Origin of the sequence: Maribacter caenipelagi (assembly GCF_004364175.1) — a bacterium.
GTDB classification, from domain to species: Bacteria; Bacteroidota; Bacteroidia; order Flavobacteriales; family Flavobacteriaceae; genus Maribacter; species Maribacter caenipelagi.
In genome coordinates this window covers 384246-404468 of record NZ_SNZW01000016.1, presented here as the reverse complement: position 1 = coordinate 404468, position 20223 = coordinate 384246, and the positions used below count along the sequence as shown (strand labels likewise).

The window sequence follows — 20223 nt, the reverse complement described above, 5'->3', positions numbered from 1 at the left end:
ATTTTACACTATGATTGATAATCGTACTTAGGATTGATTTCTAAAAACAATTAGAAATTGAATCTGATATATTAAAAGTAGTTTAAACCAAATATTCAAACAAATCTGGTTTATCATTTATATAATCGCCATAAAAATTGTTAGTTTTCATACGTTCGATCAATGGTTTTAAATCTTCGGGATGTTTAAGCTCAATACCCACTACAGCTGGTGCATTTTCCTTACTAGACTTCTTAGAATATTCAAAATGGGTAATATCGTCCGTTGGTCCTAATATATCTACCACAAACTCTTTTAAGGCACCAGGTCTTTGAGGAAATCTTATGATAAAATAATGCTTTAGTTTTCCATAAAGCAATGCTCTTTCCTTTATCTCCGCTGTTCTCGTAATATCATTATTACTTCCACCAATAATACAAACTACATTTTTACCTTCAATTTCCTCTTTATATTCATCTAAAGCTGCAATAGATAACGCACCGGCAGGTTCAACAACTATGGCATCTCTATTGTAAAGATCTAGAATAGTCTGGCACGCTTTACCTTCATCTACCGTAATCATATTATCTAAGTAATAATTACAGATAGGATAGGTTAAACTACCAACTTTTTTAACCGCAGCACCATCTATAAACTTATCAATATGATCAAGCGCAACCACTTTACCTGCCTCAATAGATGTTTTCATGGATGGAGCACCCTTAGGTTCCACTCCTATAATTTTAGTATTTGGCGAAAGCTGACTAAAAACACCAATGAGTCCAGATGCTAGACCACCGCCACCAATGCATACAAATAGATAATCTATAGGTGTTTTTGATTGTGAAATCAACTCAAGACCAACCGTAGCTTGACCTTCAATAATCTTAGGATCATCAAACGGGTGAACAAAGATTTTACCTGTGCTATCACCAAAGGCTTTAGCAGCTAGAGAGGCATCATCAAACGTATCTCCTTCCAGAACGATTTCTACCCATTCGCCACCAAACAGTTTAGTCTGCTCGACTTTTTGTTTTGGAGTAACCGATGGCATATAAATTGTACCCTTAATTTTTAAATGGAAACATGCAAAAGCAACTCCTTGTGCATGGTTACCAGCGCTGGCACAAATGACACCTTTTGCTCGTTCCTCTTCGGTTAAAGAGCTTATTTTATTAAAAGCACCTCTAATTTTGTAAGAACGTACACGTTGTAAATCTTCTCGTTTTAAACGAACTTGACAGTTATACTGTTTAGACAAACGAATACTTTCTGTTAGCGGAGTCACCTCTGAAATTTCAGAAATAGTCTGTGCTGCCTGTAAGACATCATCTAGTTCTGGAAAATATGCCGGTTTAGTCCCTTTCATATTAATTGTATTCTACTATTAAAATTTTAAAACTAGTTTAAAACCTAAATTGTCCGGTTAAGTACAGCTCTTTAAAAACTGCTATTCCACAAAGGATTGCAAATTTTAGAATGCACTCAACCGGACAATCGGTATAACTATAATAGATTATAAATCTATACGATAGGCTTCATCGCTGTCATTGACTCACGTAATCGTGTACCAACAATTTCTACCGGATGTGTACGTAATGCCTTGTTTATCGCAATTAATTGCGCATTATCTACTCCATTATCAATATCTTCAGAAAAGTTTGTACCGATAACATCAGTATCTATGCCTTTCATAAAATCAGTCAATAATGGCTTACATGCATGATCAAATAAGTAACAACCATATTCAGCAGTATCAGAAATAACACGGTTCATCTCAAACAATTTCTTACGAGCAATCGTGTTCGCAATTAACGGAGTTTCATGTAAAGATTCGTAGTATGCAGACTCAGCAATAATTCCTGATTCTGTCATTGCCTCAAAAGCCAATTCTACACCAGCTCTTACCATAGCAACCATTAGCACGCCGTTATCATAAAACTCCTGTTCAGTAATCTCTTGGCTACCTGCAGGAGTTTTCTCGAAAGCAGTTTCTCCTGTTGCCGCTCTCCATGTTAATAAATTCTTATCATCATTAGCCCAATCCTCCATCATCGTTTTAGAGAAATGACCGGTCATAATATCATCCATATGCTTTTGGAACAACGGACGCATGATATCTTTTAATTCTTCTGATAATTCAAAAGCTTTAACTTTTGCAGGATTGGTAAGACGATCCATCATGTGTGTAATACCACCATATTTCATTCCTTCCGTAATAGTTTCCCATCCGTATTGAATCAATTTAGAAGCATAGCCGGCGTCAATTCCTTTTTCGATCATTTTATCGAAACAAAGAATAGAACCTGTTTGTAACAAACCACATAGAATAGTCTGCTCGCCCATTAAATCTGATTTTACTTCAGCAACAAAAGAAGACATTAATACACCTGCTCTATCTCCACCAGTACCAACTGCGTAAGCTTTAGCCTGCTCCAATCCTTTACCTTGAGGATCGTTATCTGGGTGAACCGCTATTAAAGTTGGTACACCGAAACCTCTTTTATATTCTTCACGTACTTCTGATCCCGGACATTTTGGAGCAACCATAATTACCGTTATATCTTCACGTATTTGCATACCTTCTTCTACGATATTGAAACCGTGAGAATAAGAAAGCGTAGCGCCTTTTTTCATTAATGGCATTACCGCACTAACGACAGCTGTATGCTGCTTGTCTGGAGTAAGGTTAATAACAACATCTGCAGTAGGAATCAATTCTTGATAGGTACCCACTGTGAATCCGTTTTCAGATGCATTTACAAAAGATTGTCTCTTTTCTTTTATAGCAGCATCACGAAGTGTGTAAGAAATATCTAAACCAGAATCTCTCATGTTTAAACCTTGGTTCAACCCTTGTGCACCACAACCTACGATTACAATTTTTTTGCCTTTTAAAGCATTTACACCATCTGCAAACTCAGCCGAATCCATGAAACGACATTTTCCAAGTTGCGTTAATTTATCTCTTAATGATAGCGTATTAAAATAATTGGCCATTTTGTATTTACTTTATTTGATTATTGTTTAGATTCTTTATTTAAAATTCTTTTAGTATCGCTGAAATTTTCATTTCATCTTTAGTAACCGAAATACGACCAGAGCGTACAAACTGCATGATGCCGTACGGCTTTAATTGATCATGCATTTCATCAATTTCATTTCTTCTACCACTTTTAGCAATTACGAAAAAGTCTCTTGATACGGTGACGATCTGTGCATTGTTATCTTTTATGATATTCTGAATTTGACGTTCGTCAAACAAAAGACCCGATGCTATTTTGAACAAAGCAGATTCTTGATAAATGGTTTCATCATCAGTATGGTAATATGCTTTTATAACCTCTATTTGTTTTTCGATCTGGCCAACGATATTATGCACCCATTTTTCGGTTGTATGTGCTACAATCGTAAATTTAGAAACATCATCAATCTCTGATTTAGAGACATTTAGACTCTCTATATTAATATGTCTCTTTAAAAATATACCTGATATTCTGTTCAGTAATCCAACATTATTCTCTGAATATACCGATATTGTAAACCATTTATTTTCCATAAGCTTTAATTACCTATTCCTTTCTACAGAAGGATTTTATGGTGTCATTATTATTATTCTATACTACTTCTTAACTGCCATTATTAAACCGGTAGACCAGTTCATTTTTGTAAGTTGCAAATCTTCACGTTGCTCTAAATACGCTGTCAGTTCAACGACATTATCTTCATGACCATCTGGCCAATTTGGTTGTTTTGTCATATCATCGATAATGTAAAATCCGCCAACTTTAACTAAATCCAAAACCCCATCGATCTCACTATACTTTCCTGGCCAGGCATCAGCAAAAATTAAATCGAATTTTAATCCTGTATAATTCTTTATCCAATCTGCACCATCTTTACAAATAACCTCAACCCTATCATCACCGCCAAAATAACTAGTGGCAATAGAAATTAACTCTTGATCATTATCTACGGATATTAATTTAGATTCGGCATCCATACCCTCTATCATCCAAGAAAGGCTAAGACCAATACCGGTACCTATTTCTAAAAACCTACCGTTAGGCTTAGAGGCTATCAAGGTTTTTAGAAAGCTACCAACATACAAATCTGACGGCATTGTGAATCCGATTTCCTCAGATTTACGGATAATCTCCGTATGTATTTTTGGAATGTCTTGTATGTTAGTATCGTTCATGAAATTATTCTCTTGATATTATTTCAATCTAACTTCAGAAACAGAAGCTCCGGAAGGAATCATTGGAAAAACATTATCTTCTTGCTCCACCTTAACTTCTAAGAAATAAGGTTCTTTAGAAGCCATCATTTCCTGAATAGTAGATTTTAAATCTTTGCGTTCAGAAATTCGTTTTGCCTCAATGCTATATCCTTCGGCTATTTTTACAAAATCCGGATTCACCATTACAGTCGATGCATATCTCTTCTCAAAGAACAACTCTTGCCATTGGCGAACCATACCTAAATGCTCATTATTTAAAACAACAATCTTAACAGGTACTTTATGTTGAAAAATTACACCTAATTCCTGAATAGTCATTTGATAACCACCATCTCCAATGATAGCAACCACTTCCCTATCCATAGCGCCCATTTTGGCACCTATAGCTGCTGGTAAAGCAAAACCCATAGTACCTAATCCACCTGAAGTAATATTACTTTTAGACTGAGAGAATTTAGCATACCTACAAGCGATCATTTGGTGCTGACCTACATCAGAAACGATAACTGCTTTATTGTTTGAAGCTAAATTAATTTCTTCTATCACCTCACCCATGGTCAAGCCATCTTTGGTTGGATGAATATCATTCTTTATAATAGTATCGAACTCAATTTGATATTTCTCTTTAAAAATATTATGCCAAGCTTCGTGCTTATTTTCATTTACTAATGGTAATAGTAGGCCTAATGTTTCTTTAGAATTTCCTAAAACGGCAACATCTGCATGAACGTTTTTATTTATCTCTGCCGGATCAATTTCAAAATGTATGACTTTCGCTTGTGTCGCATAATCTTCTAATCTACCAGTTACACGATCATCGAAACGCATACCAATGGCAATTAACAAATCGCACTCATTGGTCATTAAGTTTGGTCCGTAATTACCGTGCATACCCACCATACCAACATTTAAAGGGTGAGCGGTATCTAAAGCAGATGCACCCATTATAGTCCATGCAGCAGGAATTCCAGCTTTCTCTACCAACGCTTTTAATTCTTGTTCTGCCTGACCAAGAATAACACCTTGCCCCCAAACTATAAATGGTTTTTTAGCGCTGTTGATTAAATCTGCAGCTGCTTGAATTGCACTCATTTTTGGTTTTGGAACCGGCTTATAACTACGAACAGCAGTACATTTCTCGTAAGAGAAATCGAAGGTATCTATTTGTGCATTTTTAGTAATATCAACTAGAACCGGACCTGGTCTACCTGATTTAGCTATGTAAAAAGCTTTCGCCATTACTTCTGGTATTTCAGAAGCTTCGGTAATTTGATAGTTCCATTTCGTTACCGGTGTAGAAATACCTATGATATCAGTTTCTTGAAAAGCATCTGTACCTAACAGTTGTCTAGTAACCTGACCTGTAATGCAAACCATAGGAGTTGAATCTATTTGTGCATCTGCAAGACCGGTAACTAAGTTAGTAGCACCAGGACCAGAAGTTGCAATAGCAACACCTACTTTACCGGAAACACGTGCATACCCTTGAGCAGCATGCGTAGCGCCCTGTTCATGTCTAGTAAGAATATGCGTTAATTTATCTTGAAACTTATATAGTTCATCGTAGACGGGCATAATTGCGCCACCAGGGTAGCCATACATTGTCTCCACACCTTCAGCCAACAAACAATGAATTATTGCCTCTGCTCCAGAAATCTTAATAGTTTTCTTGGAATCTGTACTTTTTTTCTTCTCTTTTACTGTTTCCATAATTAATAATCAAATTCAAGTATTGCATATAAGAGTTACAATAGCCTGACATTAAAATCCTACTAGAACTAATTAAAATCTAGCCGGTGTTATTTAAAACTCGTCGGTAACACAACCTTTAGATGCCGAAGATACCATACGTGCATATTTGTATAAGCTTCCTCTTTTTACCTTTAATTCTGGTTGTTTCCAATTCTTTTTTCTTTCTGATAATTGCTCGTCTGTAAGATCCACAGATATTTCATTCTTCTCTGCATCAATAGTGATAATATCTCCGTCTTCTAATAAACCGATTGTACCACCATCTTGTGCTTCAGGAGCCACATGACCTACTACGAAACCGTGCGTACCACCAGAGAAACGACCGTCTGTAATCAAAGCAACATCTTTACCAAGACCCGCACCCATAATAGCTGCAGTCGGTTTCAACATTTCTGGCATACCAGGCCCTCCTTTTGGTCCTTCATAGCGAATAACCACAACATCTCCCTTTTTCACTTCACCTCTACCGATACCTGCATTGGCAAGAAACTCGTCATTATATACTTTAGCCGGACCTGAAAAATACAAACCTTCTTTACCAGTTATCTTAGCCACAGCACCTTCAGTTGCAAGGTTGCCATAAAGAATACGTAAATGACCTGTCGCCTTAATAGGATTGCTCAAAGGCTTAATAACCTGCTGATGTTCCAATAAACCTGGAAGCTCAGCTAAGTTTTCTGCAATTGTTTTACCAGTAACAGTAAGACAGTCGCCATGTAACATTCCGTTTTCTAGCATAAACTTCATAACGGCAGGTACACCTCCAACACGGTGAACATCTTCCATCAAGAATTTACCACTAGGTTTTAAATCTGCCAAGAATGGCGTGGTATCACTAATTTTTTGAAAATCATCTAAAGTAAATTCAACATCGGCAGCTTTGGCAATCGCCAAGAAGTGTAGTACTGCATTCGTTGACCCACCTAAAAGTGTCAGCAAACGGATAGCATTCTCCATAGATTTACGGGTAATGATATCGCTTGGCTTAATATCTTTCTCTAGAAGGTTTCTTAAAGCCTTACCAGAATTTATAGCATCGTACTGCTTATCTTTTCCAATAGCAGGGTTAGAAGAATTATAAGGCATAGCCATACCCAAAGCTTCAATAGCAGATGCCATGGTATTAGCAGTATACATACCACCACATGCACCTGCACCAGGACATGCGTTCTGAATTACACCTTTGTAATCATCTTCATTCATAGTACCGGCAACCTTCTCTCCCCAAGCTTCAAAAGCAGAAACGATATCTAAGGTCTTATCTTTATAACAACCGGAAGCTATAGTACCACCGTAAACCAATACGGAAGGCCTATTTAAACGGATCATTGCCATAAGCGCACCAGGCATATTTTTATCACAACCTACAACAGTAACCAAACCATCATAGTTCATTGCTTGCACCACAGTTTCCATAGAATCTGCGATAATATCTCTTGAAGGTAAAGAGTAACGCATACCGTATGTACCCATAGAAATACCATCACTTACACCAATAGTATTAAATACAAGACCAACTAAGCCATTGCTATTGACACCGACTTTGACCTCTTGTGCCAAATCATTTAAGTGCATATTACAAGGATTACCCTCATAACCTGTACTACCAATACCAATTAATGGTTTCTTTAAATCTTCTTCAGTTAAACCAATAGCATAAAGCATTGCTTGTGCCGCTGGTTGTGTTGGATCTTGGGTTACATTCTTACTATGTTTGTTCAACTCCATAATATAATTCTCGTATGCTTATCTTGATTTCTTAATACTCCTTAATCAAAGATAAAAGTTTATAAAAATTTCTAATTTTAACAATAATTGACAATACAAATTCATTTTATCAAAATTATGTCTAAAAAACTGTATATCAGATATTTAAACAACAACTATATACCATATTCAATACTTTGAATCAGACTGATATTATTCTTTTTCCATAAAAAAACCTGCATCAAATACATCTGATACAGGTTTTTCCATATTATGAAAAGCTATATCATCCTCAAATAGGAATGACAATGACTATTTCAATATGTAGGTTTAATAATTTCATACTACAATAGTACTGAAAATATGGGTGATTAATCGCGCCTTAACAAAATCGGTTGAAAAAGTATCATATTACACCAATTTAAAGCTAACAACGTCTCCGCCCTTCTTTTGTGCTAGAATACAGATTGCCTTATCTGTTAATTGAACAGCCCTTAGATATCCGCCAGTTGTTTGTCCATCTTTCATTAGCACAATCAATTTTCCAGCAGGTGTCAATTGTACCGTACCAGGTATAGTTGCCGAAGTAAGCATTGATTTCGTATGTGGTGTTATAGTTTCTGATAACTGATATGCCATTCTGTTATTCTCATGAGCTACAGTAAATGTTTTAGAGAAAATTTCTTCCAACTGCTTATCCGTCAATATATCAAATTCTGGTGCTTTGTTTACCTCTAAAACAGATTCATCTAAAAATGAAGCGACCTTTATTTCTGATAATTTAGGCTGAAAATCTTCCACTAGCGAAAAAGGAACATTATCATTATCAATCAATCTATTGACTTTGGTAATAGGTTTGTAAAATGATCTACTACCCAATATTTCTTTAGATGTGAAGCCACCCTTTACAGCTAGGTATGATCTAAACCCTTTTTCTAAACGACCAAAAGAAAGTATATCACCTTTTTCTATCCTATAGACTTTATAATTCTGAATAGGTAAATTATTAAGTGTGGCAGACATTTTTGCACCACCAAGCGCCATAGAGGTTTCTTTTTCAAAAATGAGAGTTGGTCCCGTCATAGTAATTTCTAACACGGCAGAAGACTCTTCATTCTCAAGCAGAGAATTCACCTTAAAAACCGACATTTCATCCATAACACCAGACACGGGTACCCCTTTATTTCTATAATGAAATCTACCTGCGTCTTGAACCGTGGTGTAAAAACCTGCTTTTAGAACTTTAAGCATCTATCTTAATTTTTTCAGGTTTATATATTCCCACTTCAGCCTCAATTCTATGAAGGTCATGCTCTGCTTTTGAAATCTTATAAAATTCTATTTTATCGCCAACACTTACAAAACATGGATTCTCTTTTGATGCATCAAAAATGGGCACTGCACAATTTCCGATGATATTCCAACCTCCTGGTGATTCTTGCGGATAGATACCCGCTTGTTTACCTGCAATACCAACGGCACCTTTAACCACTTTAGCCCGAGGCGTTGCTTTTCTTGGCATTTCTAATTCTTTATTAATACCGCCCAAATACATAAAGCCAGGTAAAAACCCAATACCGAATACGGTATAAGTAGCACCCGTATGTAAGGCTATAATCTCTTCTTTTGTTTTATGAAAATGATTTGCGACCTCTTCAAGATCTAGTCCAAATTCCAAATCATATGAAACAGGTAACCGCCATAAATATCTATCTGGTTTTGGAGATTCTTTTAGTTGTACATACCAGTTGCTTATATCGGAAGATAATTTCTGAAAATCGATCTGTTTTGTCCTATTAATAATCAAAAGTGAATTATAAGAAGGTACTAACTCCCACTCCTTATTCGTAAACACCTCTTTGTTTAAAAACCGTTCAAAATGTAATATCTTTTCTAATATGACTTCACTGACCTCATTTGGCCATTCAATTAAGACGGAATGTACTCCAAATGGTTTGATATTTATTTTAGGGGAATTCACGATTTTACTAGTAGATTATGATGAGGTAATTCATTTGAAAGATACGCCAAAATTTGCAATGCCGAAGGTGTATCGCCATGAATACAAAAGGTATTTGCAATAATAGGAATGTTATCTCCGCTTACCGTTTTTACCTTATTTTCTTTGTACATTCTTAAAAGATGATTTAGCACCTCTTTACCATCAGTTAATAAGGCATTACATTCTTTTCTAGAAACCAAACTTAAATCAGTGTTGTAATTTCTATCAGCGAAGGCTTCCACCAAAACTTTGAATCCGTTTTTAATTGCCAGTTTTTGAATAGCACTACCATAAGGAACATATATTAGCACCCCTTTCTTGAACTCTTCTATAGCAGTTAAAAAAGTAATGGCTAAACGTTCGTCTTTTGCAATATCATTATAAAGGGCACCATGAGGCTTAATATGATGCAATTCAACATCCATCTGACTACATATAGACGTGAACAATTGCATTTGTTGTTTTATACTGAGGATTAATTCATCGTCGAACAAGTTCAATGAAACACGACCAAAGTTTTCCCTGTCAGGATATGATGGATGCGCACCGACCTTAACATCATATTTCTTTGCTAGTTCTAAACACAACTGAATAGTCTCTTTTGAACCCGCGTGACCACCACAAGCAATATTGCAAGAACTTATCAAAGGAAATAACTCTTCTTCATTACCTACCCCTTCCCCTACATCACAATTAATATCAATAAATTGTTTCGTCATCTATAAAACACCTAATACTGTTAGTATACTTTTAGCACCTAATAAAACAGAAAGTATAATAATCAATGCTCCAAAAATATTCTGCATTAGATTGTTCTTGTATTTACCCATCACACCCGTTCTATTAACTACCCACAACAAAAAGACTGCGATAATAGGTAATAACAAGCCATTGGTAATCTGAGCAAATTTTATAATCTCAATAGGTTTAATACCGAAGGATAAAAAGAAAACACCAAGAGCTAAAATTATCATCCATATCATTCTAAATTTAGAATCTTTAAAACCTGCATTCCATCCAAAACAACTATTCGCCACATATGCAGCAGCCAAAGGTGCTGTAATTGCAGAGGTAATACCGGCTGCGAACATACCAATTCCTAAAAAATATAAAGCAGCAGAACCGTACAAGGGCTCTAAGGCTTTAGCCATATCTATTACATTATTTACTTCAGATGAATTTATGGCTGCAGCAGATATAATTATACTTATAGAAACGAGTCCGCCTAAAATGATTGAAACCAACGTATCTCGCTTAGCCAGTTTTAAATCATCCTTCGATTTCCATTTCTCACTTACAAGCGCTGCATGCAAAAAGAGATTATAAGGTACAACGGTAGTACCGACCAAAGCGATTATAGTAAGAATACCATCTTCAGGAATTGTAGGTATAAACAATCCTTTAATAAGTGCCCACATATCTGGTTTTGTTAATATCGCCGTCATTACAAAAGACAGACTCATAATAAGTACAAGTACTATGAATACCTTCTCCAAGGCTTTATAACTACCGAGATATAATAAAAGAAAAGCCAAGCCACCTAGTATAAAAGGATACATAGAACTATATTCTAAACCGAACAATGCCTCCATACCCAAGGTAGCACCACCAATATTACCAGCTTCATAAGATGCATTACCTATTATTATGGCAGAAAATATAAGAGCAATAACACTATTGCGAATCCAAGGATTGTGCAGCTCTTGTTTGATTACATCTGCTAAACCCTTCTGTGTAACAATACCTAAACGGGCAGACATTTCTTGAAGAATATAAGTCGCTATAATAGATAACAGCATGGCCCACAGTAAACTAAAGCCAAAATCGACCCCTGCCAAGGTACATGCAGTAACCGTACCTGGACCAATAAACGCAGCAGCTACCAGTACTCCCGGACCTAATTTCTTAAACATTTAGTAAAATTATAGTTCTTGTAAATATAATTGGTAAATATGACTTTGCTCACCATACCCAGAATCATTTTCACCACAATTTTAACATTTCAAAATGCAGTTAATCTAAAAAATTGCAGTTCGTCTAAAAGTTGGATGTCATTCATCGAGATTACATACTAATCCTAAAATAACTAGGTTATAGCTATCCCCAAACCTTAAACTTAACCTATTAATGATTTGTTTAGAATGTAAAAAAGAACTCGGTTACTTAGATCACAAAAATGCAATGGAAAGTGCAGGCGTTGAGCTGTGCATGAAGCATCACGAACGTATTAAGTTATTGATAAATAAGCATAATACACCTTTAGAAGCTATTCAGCTCTACTATGCTTTAAAAGAAGCAGGAGTAAATTCAATGCTAGAATGGTGGAATGGTAAAAAATCTATCGATATCGCCATTTCTCGTGTAAAGCTTAATATCGAAATAGATTCTGAATACGATAAGCTTACCGAACATGAGGCTATCAATAATTTAGAAGAAGCGATGCATTCCTTTAAAAATGGATTTACAACCATTAGAATTCCTCATATTGTAGTACGGTATTACCTAAATGAAACCGTAAACAATATTATCGGAATTATGCAAGGTCTAAAAGCCAACATTAAAGTTATTAACTAAAAAACTAGTCATGGAAAATTCTAAAAAAGCATTTAGAAACCCCATTAGGGCAGCAATAGCAACCCTATTGATTGGTATGGTAATGCGAATACTTCACTGGCCTTTTTCTGAAGGAATAATATTTATCTCCTTTGCTGCTATATTAGTCTTATATGCAGTTCGCTTTTCAAGAAAAGATGAAAAAAAGACCGTTGATTTAATTAAAATGGCTTTGGTTCTTTTTTGGACAACCAACGGACTATTAACAATTTTAGATTTTACCCATACGCTGTTTTTTCAAATTGGTACTGCATTTACCTTCATTGTATGGTTTGCAATGGAAGGAACGGCCTATTTCATGTCTAAAGATGGTGATGTCAAGAATAGTACAACCGAAATTATATGGAATTTTGTAATGGTGATAGGCGTAATTACACTTATCTGTGGTGGTCTCATGCAATTATTAAATTGGGATTATTCTATACCAACCCTTACGCTTGGTCTAACCATAGTAACCAGCTACATACTTAAAGATATATTTACAGCACCAAAAAATAATGAAGACGATGTTAATAACGAGGAACTATATTCTTAAACGAATTCCTCTTTATAACCCAAAATTTTACCCCAACCAACCCTCTCTGTCGAGTGAACGGTATTGAATGGCCTCTGAAATATGATTACCGTTCAATGCCTGCTCACCGGCTAAATCAGCAATAGTTCTTGCTACCTTTAAAATTCTATCATAAGCCCTGGCAGAAAGGTTCAATCTTTCCATCGCATTTTTCAATAAGGCTTTAGACTTATCGTCTAACTTACAATATTCACGAATCTGCTTTGTATTCATTTGAGCATTGTAATGCACATAATCCATCCTTTCAAATCTTAAGGTTTGTAACTCTCTTGCCGCCGTAACCCTCTTTCTTATATCGACACTGCTCTCTCCTTTTCGTTCTTCGGATAACTTTTCAAAAGGAACCGGAGTAACCTCTATATGAATATCGATTCGATCCAATAAAGGTCCAGAAATTTTGCTTAAATATCGTTGCATTTCTGCAGGGGAAGATGTTACTGGAGCATCGGGGTCATTAAAATACCCACCCGGACTAGGGTTCATACTAGCCACCAACATAAAACTACTCGGATAAGTAACAGTAAAACGAGCTCTTGATATCGTAACTTCTCTATCTTCTAACGGCTGACGCATCACCTCTAATACTCCTCGTTTAAATTCTGGCAGTTCATCTAAAAATAAAACTCCGTTGTGAGAAAGAGATATTTCCCCCGGTTGTGGGTAAGCTCCGCCACCTACTAAAGCAACATCCGAAATTGTGTGGTGGGGACTTCTGAATGGTCTTTGACTCATCAACCCCATGTTCTTAATCTTACCAACTACACTATGAATTTTAGTAGTCTCCAAAGCTTCATGTAACGTCATTGGTGGCAAAATAGAAGGCAACCGTTTTGCTAACATCGTCTTACCAGCACCTGGTGGTCCAATCAAAATTATATTATGACCACCTGCTGCGGCAATTTCCATACAGCGCTTAATACTTTCTTGTCCTTTAACATCAGAAAAATCAAATTCTGGAAAATCTAGATTCTTATAAAACTCTTCTCTTGTATCAATTATCGTCTGTTCAAGCGGCGTGCCTTGGTCAAAGAAATCTAAAACTTGTTTGATATTATCAATCCCGTAAACTTTCAAATCTCCAACGATAGCAGCCTCTTTGGCATTTGCTGTTGGTAAAATGAAACCGGTAAATCCTTCTTGTTGGGCTTTTATAGCTATTGGCAAAGCACCTGTAATAGGTTGTAAACTGCCATCTAAAGACAGTTCTCCCATAATGATATACTTCTCAATATCTTCAGATTTTATTTGACTTGATGCAGCCAAAATCCCGATAGCCAATGTAAGATCATAAGCAGAACCTTCTTTTCGAAGATCTGCAGGCGCCATATTTATGGTGATTTTTTTACCGGGAATTTTATAACCGTTGTTCTGTAATGCAGCCGCTATTCTATAATTGCTTTCTTTGATAGCATTGTCGGGTAGCCCTACTAAATGATAACCGATTCCCTTATCGATATTTACTTCTACAATGATTGTTGTGGCCTCTACACCAAATACTGCACTCCCATAAACTTTTGTAAGCATTTTTAATCCTTTGGCTTAAAAGTAAGGATTTCTTTACTCTTTTGAATTTCAGCCTTATTCATCATCATTTTACGAAACTCTCCGTTGACAAACATTTCCGCTTGATCTCTGTAGTGTTTACTAAACGGATTACCAGATTGCCCTGTAGGTAAAATACTAATACTATTCTCTATATCAGAAAAATCTATAAGCCTTCTAGTAGACGGTCCAGAGGTGGTTTTGTAAAATCCGGTTTCATCATAAGAAAATGCTAGATTATTGATTACCTCTCTAGTACCATTCACCGGAAAAGGACCAACATTAAAAAAGGACCGCAAGGCTGCGATTTGACCAATAGGATGAGGGTGTTCAATACTATGCACTCGCTCCCATCGCCAATAATCCATATTATTGCCAAAATCTTTTTCCAAAGAAACTACTGCCTCCATAAAAGAGGTGTTCACAATATCTGCCATGGTTTCTTTTACATCTGCCGTATTTACATCATCTAACCAAACAGACTCTTCATCTTTAGATAATGGTGCTATTAATCTTTTTGTAAAATGGGTACTTAATAATTGATCAAATAGCTCCGTATCCAATTCATCTTCAAACGTATTTTCTAAAAAGTAATACACCCATCTATTGTAAATAGTTGCTTCTACTGAAGATAATTCATAATCACCCGTCCACATTTTTAAACTATCAATTGCTTTTAAGCCATTTTCACTCAATAATGATACATCTAGATATTTAGATAAATTGGTGACAATTTGCGGATCGACAGATGAAATAACGTCTGTAATCATTTCACTGGCAGCATTTAAATCCCAATCATTTTTTGGCTCTAATAACTGCACAATTCGTTTGCCTCTATTTTCAGGTAAATAATAACCTGGGTATAGCATACCAGCGATAGAATCTGGTTGATTATTTGCGGAATACACATAATTATTTGGGGGATTTATTGCCTGCGGATTCTCATTAAAACTAATAAATTCTTTATCTACCGGAAGCCCTTCTCCTACATCAAATATCAATTTTGTATTTATCGAATCTGGAATTTTATAAAGTTGGGCAGTAGCAAACCATGCAACATTACCTTCATCGTCTCCGTACATTATATTTAAACCTGGCGCATGAATTTTTGGTAAAGCAGATTTAAATTCTTTAAGATTATTAGAATGGCTTAAACCGAATAAAGCATCAATTACTCTATTTTCCATTTGAGTGTATAGCCAAGACATAGCAATTGGTCGCTCGCCCTGCACTTGATCAGCTATTCCATTTAGTATTGGTCCGTGATTTGATTTTTTAAATGTAAACTCAACATCAGATGAATCTTTTACCTTGAAGGTCTTCGTTATAATTTCATAATCTACATATCCATTTTCAGATAAGTATTGATTGTCGTTTTCTGGATTGTTCTGCTCATAATAGAAATCAACATCATCATTCTCAAACATCGTAATTCCGTAAGCCATTTTTCTATTATGCCCTAATAGCGGAAACGGTATACCCGCAATATGATAACCGTACTTTGAGTACGTCGGTGTTTCAATGTGAGCTTCGTACCAAACAGACGGTTGAGCAAAGCCAATGTGAGGATCATTAGCTAAAATAACTTTGCCATTCTTTGTCTTTTCAGGAGCAATTACCCAGCTATTACTTCCTTCAAATAACGGTATATCTAATGCACCCAATGCTTTATTGACCGCTGCTGTAAGATTATTTTGAATAGAGTCTGACTGCGACGGGTTATAATTTTTTATCCACTCCGTTTCTGTACTTGAGCCAACGTGCAAATCATTCAAGTATTCGGCTCCTAGTTTTGTATTTATTGTGGTTAAAAGAGGATCGGTCTTGTGCGCCATAGCAAAACTAAAAGCCATATAACCTATAGTATTATAAACATCTTCTAATACAAATTCTTTCTTTTCTATACCAGTAAGATAAAACTCAACAGGTGTTGGTCCTTCCTTTATAAATTGATTAATGCCGTCTAAGTATGCTTTGGACAACATCACTCCGGCATCACTTAAATCTGCATTAGTGGCGGACACTTTAGAAGCATCTGCAATACCAAGAGATAAAAAGAATTTGTCGGTACCAATTAAATCAGCACCAAAAACTTCTGACAAACCACCACTAGCGATTCTTCGCAACAGCTCCATTTGCCACAAACGATCTTGTGCATGCACATAACCCAAAGTTCTAAAGGCATCTTTTTCACTTTCACCATAAATATGGGGAATACCGTATTCATCGTAGTACACGGTGACCTCTTTTTGTAGGTCTGCTAATTCTTTTTCACCAGAATAATCTGGTTTTAAGGTGTATGCGAATATTCCAACAACAATAATCAGAAGGGTTATAACAACCAACAGAAATGCTCCTATTTTTTTTAATGCTTTCATAGTTCAGTTTGGGGGAATTGACCCCAAGTTATAACTATTTTTTACATTAAACGCCTCGCAGCTCTGCTTTTTATTGACAAGTAGTCAACATCCTACAAAACTATAATTTAATTATTATTTCGTAATCCTTCTAACAACCAGTTTTTATAGGTTGGTATATCTGAATTTTGAATAGATGTATTCAACACTTTCAAATCTGGCGAAAGCAACACATAAAATGGTTGAGAGATAGAGCTAAAGTTTACATCTTGAAAAGTACCCCATTTTTGAGCAATGTTACTAATTTCTTTAACTCGACCACTATCATATTGAAAATTAAATTGTTCTATTTCAGGCAATTCTTCTCGATCATCGGTATATAAAGAAATAAGAACGTAATTATCCTTTATAATCGGGAATACTTCTGCATCGCTCCATACATTTTCTTCCATCTTTCTACAGTTAACACAAGCCCAACCCGTAAAATCTAATAGAATAGGTTTATTCACCTCTTTCGCATGCGCAAGACCCTCATCAAAATCTTTGAAACAATCTATACCTAGCGGGCAATCGCTTTCTTGCTCAAAAACGCTGTAAAACTCTGGCGGAGGAAAACCACTCAACAATTTCAAGTTGGTAATTTTAGCAACACCTAATATCATATAGATGGTAAAGGCTGCACTTATAAAGGCAGTAACTTTTCTGCCAAAAGATAATTTCTTAACAGGACCATCGTGCGGAAATTTATATAATCCGAATAAGTATAATGTCATTGCTATTCCTAACACAATCCAAATAACCAAAAATACTTCTCTCTTCAAAATATCCCAATGACCTACTAAATCTGCATTCGACAAGAATTTAAGTGCTAAACCAATTTCTAGAAAGCCTAACACCACTTTAACGGTAGTCATCCATCCACCAGATTTTGGAAGTGAATTTAACCATGCAGGGAATAACGCAAATAACGCAAAGGGCAATGCCAATGCCACCCCAAACCCAGTCATACCAGCGGTAAGATTGGTAGCCACTTCACCTTCCGCCAAAGTAGTGCCACCAAGTAGTCCGCCTAAAATAGGACCAGTACAAGAGAAAGATACAATAGCCAAGGTTACGGCCATAAAAAAGATACCTAACACTCCACCAACTTTAGACGATGCATCATCCATTTTGTTAGCCCATGAGCTTGGTAAGGTCAATTCATAGTATCCGAAAAACGAAAAGGCGAAGAATATGAATATGACAAAGAATAATAAATTCAACCAGACATTAGTGGCGATAGAATTTAGAATTTGAGAATCTACAGAATCGAACAAATGAAATGGTAGGCTCAATAAAAAGTAGATTAGAATAATAAAGAATCCATAAAGCAATGCATTTACAATCCCTTTCGATTTATTTTTAGAATGTTTGGTGAAGAATGATACCGTTAGCGGGATCATTGGAAACACACATGGAGTCAACAGAGCTATTAATCCGCCAAGAAAACCTAACCCGAAAATTACCCAAATATTAGTCGTCTCTGCAATGTTATCTTGACCTTGGGCAAGCAGTTCTTTATTCTTTAAATCTAATCGTAACTTTTGCCCTAATGCTAAACTTCTGTCATCAACAGTTGTTATAATTTCTTGAGCTGCAGAACCATCTAGGGTAAAGATAAATTTCTTATCCATAGGTATACATACCTCTTTACATACTTGAAAAAACAAGTCAACATCAATCTGATTTATTGCCGGGTCTAATATTTTAATACGCTGTGTAAAGGTTGCATCATTTTTAAAATACGTCTCTTCAACCTCAAATATTTCGCTGTATTCTTTTATGGTTTTACTCTCTTCTGTACCGTCGATAAGTTCATATATTGTACCATTACCATTATAGGTAAATTCACTTGGCAAAGAGCCAAATTCTGAAGTAAATTGAGAGTACATATGCCAACCATCTAAGATTTTTGCTCGCATTACCAATTCATATTCCGAATCAGAAATCTTATTTATATGATGTTCCCAAACTACAGGTTCATCATCAGTTTGTGCGAATGTACCAAGTGGTAATACAAATACAAAAAGTAATAAAGCAAAAAATCTAATCATTTACATTCTATTTTTAAAATCTCTTGAACGGTATCGGTAACCCTAAAACGGTGGTCTGCACGCATACCAATAACCCAAACAATTTGCCCTTCTGAGCATAATAACCAAGTTTCTTCTTTTGACAAGACATCTACTTTCTCATCTTTAAAAAACTTTGACAATTTCTTTTTCCGATTTAGACCTATCGGATAAAAATAGTCGCCCGTTTTCCATTTTCTTACTGTCAGCGGATACTTTAATGCATTCTTTTGAACAAAAATCACATTATCAGTATTATCAAAACGTTCGTATACCACAGTAAATTTCAAGTTCAAAGGAAGGTTCAAAGGTACTTCTTCTTCCGTAATCACATACTCCTGAGCATCTAATTTACTTTTCTCCTTTGTAGATAAAATCAATACATCTCGGTTTTTAACCATAACATGTGTACTAGAAGCCAATTGCTTGCCAGTTAGTCCGTCTAACAGTGCTTCAAGATTATCCATTTCCTTGAATCCGAAAGCACTGAATAAACCATGCAAGTAAGTTGAAAGCGGACGTAACTCTTTCAATTTTGATATTTCAATTTCAAACCTATCGCCTTTAGCAACAAAAAGTTCTTCTTTTAATTTCTTGAGATAAGCCGAAGCAATGGCTTCGGTCTGCTGTAAATAATCCAGTGTATTTCTAAAATTCTCTGAAAAAGTTGGATGTAGCTCATTCAATTTCGGAATAATCTCTAGTCGAATTTTATTCCGCAAATATTTGGTATCGGCATTACTAGCGTCTTCACGCCAATTCATATTTTCAGTCTGCGCAAAAGATTCCAATTCTTGACGCGTAAAAGGTAACAAAGGTCTTCTTATATAATTGATTTTTTCTGGAATACCTGTTAAGCCATCAATACCGGTACCTCGCGATAGATTAATAATAAAAGTTTCTAAATTATCATTGGCATGATGTGCCGTTAGCAAGTAAAAACTTTTATTCTCTTTTAGTAATTGTTCAAACCATGCATATCGCAATTCACGAGCTGCCATTTGTACCGAAACTTTATGTTGATTAACATAGTCAAGGGTGGCGAAATGGGTTACAAAGACTTCCTTTTTAATTTTTTCGGCATACTCACGAACAAAAGATTCATCACCATCACTTGCAGCGCCTCGCAATCTAAAATTACAATGTGCTATTGAAAAGTTCAATTTAGCTTGCTGGCACAATTCAACTAAAACTGTACTGTCCAAACCACCACTACATGCGATGATGAAGTGAGTATCTAACAATTCTGGAAAAGAATCTTTAATATGTTTTGTAAAAGCTTTAAACACGAAACAAAGGTAACGAAGTCCCCTAAACCTAATAGGGAAGACTTAGGTTTATTT

The 20223-nt window shown here is 35.8% G+C and carries 16 protein-coding genes; 2 read left to right on the top strand and 14 right to left on the bottom strand.

Annotated elements, in window-relative coordinates; all coding sequences use genetic code 11:
• Nucleotides 1-82 precede the first annotated feature (82 nt).
• The 10 genes from ilvA to DFQ03_RS14155 form a co-directional block, all read right to left on the bottom strand.
• Nucleotides 83-1348, bottom strand: coding sequence for a threonine ammonia-lyase (ilvA, locus tag DFQ03_RS14200; RefSeq protein WP_133673832.1), 1266 nt, complete (start codon nt 1346-1348; stop codon nt 83-85).
• Nucleotides 1349-1503: 155 nt separating this feature from the next.
• On the bottom strand, nt 1504-2979 hold the full coding sequence (ilvC, locus tag DFQ03_RS14195; protein ID WP_133673831.1) for a ketol-acid reductoisomerase: 1476 nt from the start codon (nt 2977-2979) through the stop codon (nt 1504-1506).
• A 40-nt stretch (nt 2980-3019) separates the two neighbouring features.
• On the bottom strand, nt 3020-3538 hold the full coding sequence (gene ilvN, locus DFQ03_RS14190; protein WP_036153906.1) for an acetolactate synthase small subunit: 519 nt from the start codon (nt 3536-3538) through the stop codon (nt 3020-3022).
• A 63-nt stretch (nt 3539-3601) separates the two neighbouring features.
• Entirely contained in the window at nt 3602-4180 is a 579-nt protein-coding gene (locus tag DFQ03_RS14185) for an O-methyltransferase (protein WP_133673830.1), read from the bottom strand.
• An 18-nt stretch (nt 4181-4198) separates the two neighbouring features.
• Entirely contained in the window at nt 4199-5932 is a 1734-nt protein-coding gene (gene ilvB / locus DFQ03_RS14180; RefSeq protein WP_133673829.1) for a biosynthetic-type acetolactate synthase large subunit, read from the bottom strand.
• A 93-nt stretch (nt 5933-6025) separates the two neighbouring features.
• Complete coding sequence (gene ilvD, locus DFQ03_RS14175; protein WP_133673828.1) at nt 6026-7702, bottom strand: dihydroxy-acid dehydratase; 1677 nt, start codon at nt 7700-7702, stop codon at nt 6026-6028.
• Between the two features lie 390 nt (nt 7703-8092).
• Complete coding sequence (locus tag DFQ03_RS14170; RefSeq protein ID WP_133673827.1) at nt 8093-8932, bottom strand: 5-oxoprolinase subunit C family protein; 840 nt, start codon at nt 8930-8932, stop codon at nt 8093-8095.
• A complete protein-coding gene (gene pxpB, locus DFQ03_RS14165) occupies nt 8925-9662 on the bottom strand; it encodes a 5-oxoprolinase subunit PxpB (RefSeq protein WP_243834510.1) in 738 nt (245 codons plus the stop codon). The genes DFQ03_RS14170 and pxpB overlap by 8 nt, the downstream gene beginning before the upstream one ends.
• Complete coding sequence (pxpA, locus tag DFQ03_RS14160) at nt 9659-10402, bottom strand: 5-oxoprolinase subunit PxpA (RefSeq protein WP_133673825.1); 744 nt, start codon at nt 10400-10402, stop codon at nt 9659-9661. The genes pxpB and pxpA overlap by 4 nt, the downstream gene beginning before the upstream one ends.
• Nucleotides 10403-11596, bottom strand: coding sequence for an Nramp family divalent metal transporter (locus DFQ03_RS14155; RefSeq protein WP_133673824.1), 1194 nt, complete (start codon nt 11594-11596; stop codon nt 10403-10405). It lies immediately after the preceding gene.
• 214 nt (nt 11597-11810) lie between these two features.
• Here DFQ03_RS14155 and DFQ03_RS14150 point away from each other — a divergent pair, with 214 nt between their 5' ends.
• Both DFQ03_RS14150 and DFQ03_RS14145 read left to right on the top strand, forming a co-directional pair.
• A complete protein-coding gene (locus DFQ03_RS14150) occupies nt 11811-12257 on the top strand; it encodes a hypothetical protein (RefSeq protein WP_133673823.1) in 447 nt (148 codons plus the stop codon).
• Nucleotides 12258-12267: 10 nt separating this feature from the next.
• Nucleotides 12268-12831 (top strand): hypothetical protein, encoded by a 564-nt coding sequence (locus DFQ03_RS14145; RefSeq protein WP_133673822.1) that lies wholly within the window; start codon nt 12268-12270, stop codon nt 12829-12831.
• Nucleotides 12832-12858: 27 nt separating this feature from the next.
• On the opposite strand, the gene DFQ03_RS14140 is transcribed toward DFQ03_RS14145, so the two are convergent.
• The 4 genes from DFQ03_RS14140 to tilS all read right to left on the bottom strand — a co-directional run bounded on the left by DFQ03_RS14140 (nt 12859) and on the right by tilS (nt 20169).
• Entirely contained in the window at nt 12859-14394 is a 1536-nt protein-coding gene (locus tag DFQ03_RS14140) for a YifB family Mg chelatase-like AAA ATPase (RefSeq protein WP_133673821.1), read from the bottom strand.
• A 2-nt stretch (nt 14395-14396) separates the two neighbouring features.
• Nucleotides 14397-16790 (bottom strand): penicillin acylase family protein, encoded by a 2394-nt coding sequence (locus DFQ03_RS14135; protein ID WP_133673820.1) that lies wholly within the window; start codon nt 16788-16790, stop codon nt 14397-14399.
• 107 nt (nt 16791-16897) lie between these two features.
• Nucleotides 16898-18862: a protein-disulfide reductase DsbD family protein gene (locus DFQ03_RS14130; RefSeq protein ID WP_133673819.1), complete on the bottom strand. Its 1965-nt coding sequence runs from the start codon at nt 18860-18862 to the stop codon at nt 16898-16900.
• Nucleotides 18859-20169 (bottom strand): tRNA lysidine(34) synthetase TilS, encoded by a 1311-nt coding sequence (gene tilS / locus DFQ03_RS14125; RefSeq protein ID WP_133673818.1) that lies wholly within the window; start codon nt 20167-20169, stop codon nt 18859-18861. Before tilS ends, DFQ03_RS14130 begins: the two co-directional genes overlap by 4 nt.
• Nucleotides 20170-20223 lie beyond the last annotated feature (54 nt).

What these genes read in the sequence shown, in the direction of transcription:
- DFQ03_RS14170 (WP_133673827.1), bottom strand. Translation starts at nt 8,932, where the DNA reads ATGCTTAAAGTTCTAAAAGCAGGTTTTTACACCACGGTTCAAGACGCA.
- DFQ03_RS14140 (WP_133673821.1), bottom strand. Translation starts at nt 14,394, where the DNA reads ATGCTTACAAAAGTTTATGGGAGTGCAGTATTTGGTGTAGAGGCCACA.
- ilvN (WP_036153906.1), bottom strand. Translation starts at nt 3,538, where the DNA reads ATGGAAAATAAATGGTTTACAATATCGGTATATTCAGAGAATAATGTT.
- ilvD (WP_133673828.1), bottom strand. Translation starts at nt 7,702, where the DNA reads ATGGAGTTGAACAAACATAGTAAGAATGTAACCCAAGATCCAACACAA.
- DFQ03_RS14185 (WP_133673830.1), bottom strand. Translation starts at nt 4,180, where the DNA reads ATGAACGATACTAACATACAAGACATTCCAAAAATACATACGGAGATT.
- DFQ03_RS14130 (WP_133673819.1), bottom strand. Translation starts at nt 18,862, where the DNA reads ATGATTAGATTTTTTGCTTTATTACTTTTTGTATTTGTATTACCACTT.
- DFQ03_RS14155 (WP_133673824.1), bottom strand. Translation starts at nt 11,596, where the DNA reads ATGTTTAAGAAATTAGGTCCGGGAGTACTGGTAGCTGCTGCGTTTATT.
- pxpA (WP_133673825.1), bottom strand. Translation starts at nt 10,402, where the DNA reads ATGACGAAACAATTTATTGATATTAATTGTGATGTAGGGGAAGGGGTA.
- ilvC (WP_133673831.1), bottom strand. Translation starts at nt 2,979, where the DNA reads ATGGCCAATTATTTTAATACGCTATCATTAAGAGATAAATTAACGCAA.
- DFQ03_RS14135 (WP_133673820.1), bottom strand. Translation starts at nt 16,790, where the DNA reads ATGAAAGCATTAAAAAAAATAGGAGCATTTCTGTTGGTTGTTATAACC.
- ilvA (WP_133673832.1), bottom strand. Translation starts at nt 1,348, where the DNA reads ATGAAAGGGACTAAACCGGCATATTTTCCAGAACTAGATGATGTCTTA.
- DFQ03_RS14150 (WP_133673823.1), top strand. Translation starts at nt 11,811, where the DNA reads ATGATTTGTTTAGAATGTAAAAAAGAACTCGGTTACTTAGATCACAAA.
- DFQ03_RS14145 (WP_133673822.1), top strand. Translation starts at nt 12,268, where the DNA reads ATGGAAAATTCTAAAAAAGCATTTAGAAACCCCATTAGGGCAGCAATA.
- ilvB (WP_133673829.1), bottom strand. Translation starts at nt 5,932, where the DNA reads ATGGAAACAGTAAAAGAGAAGAAAAAAAGTACAGATTCCAAGAAAACT.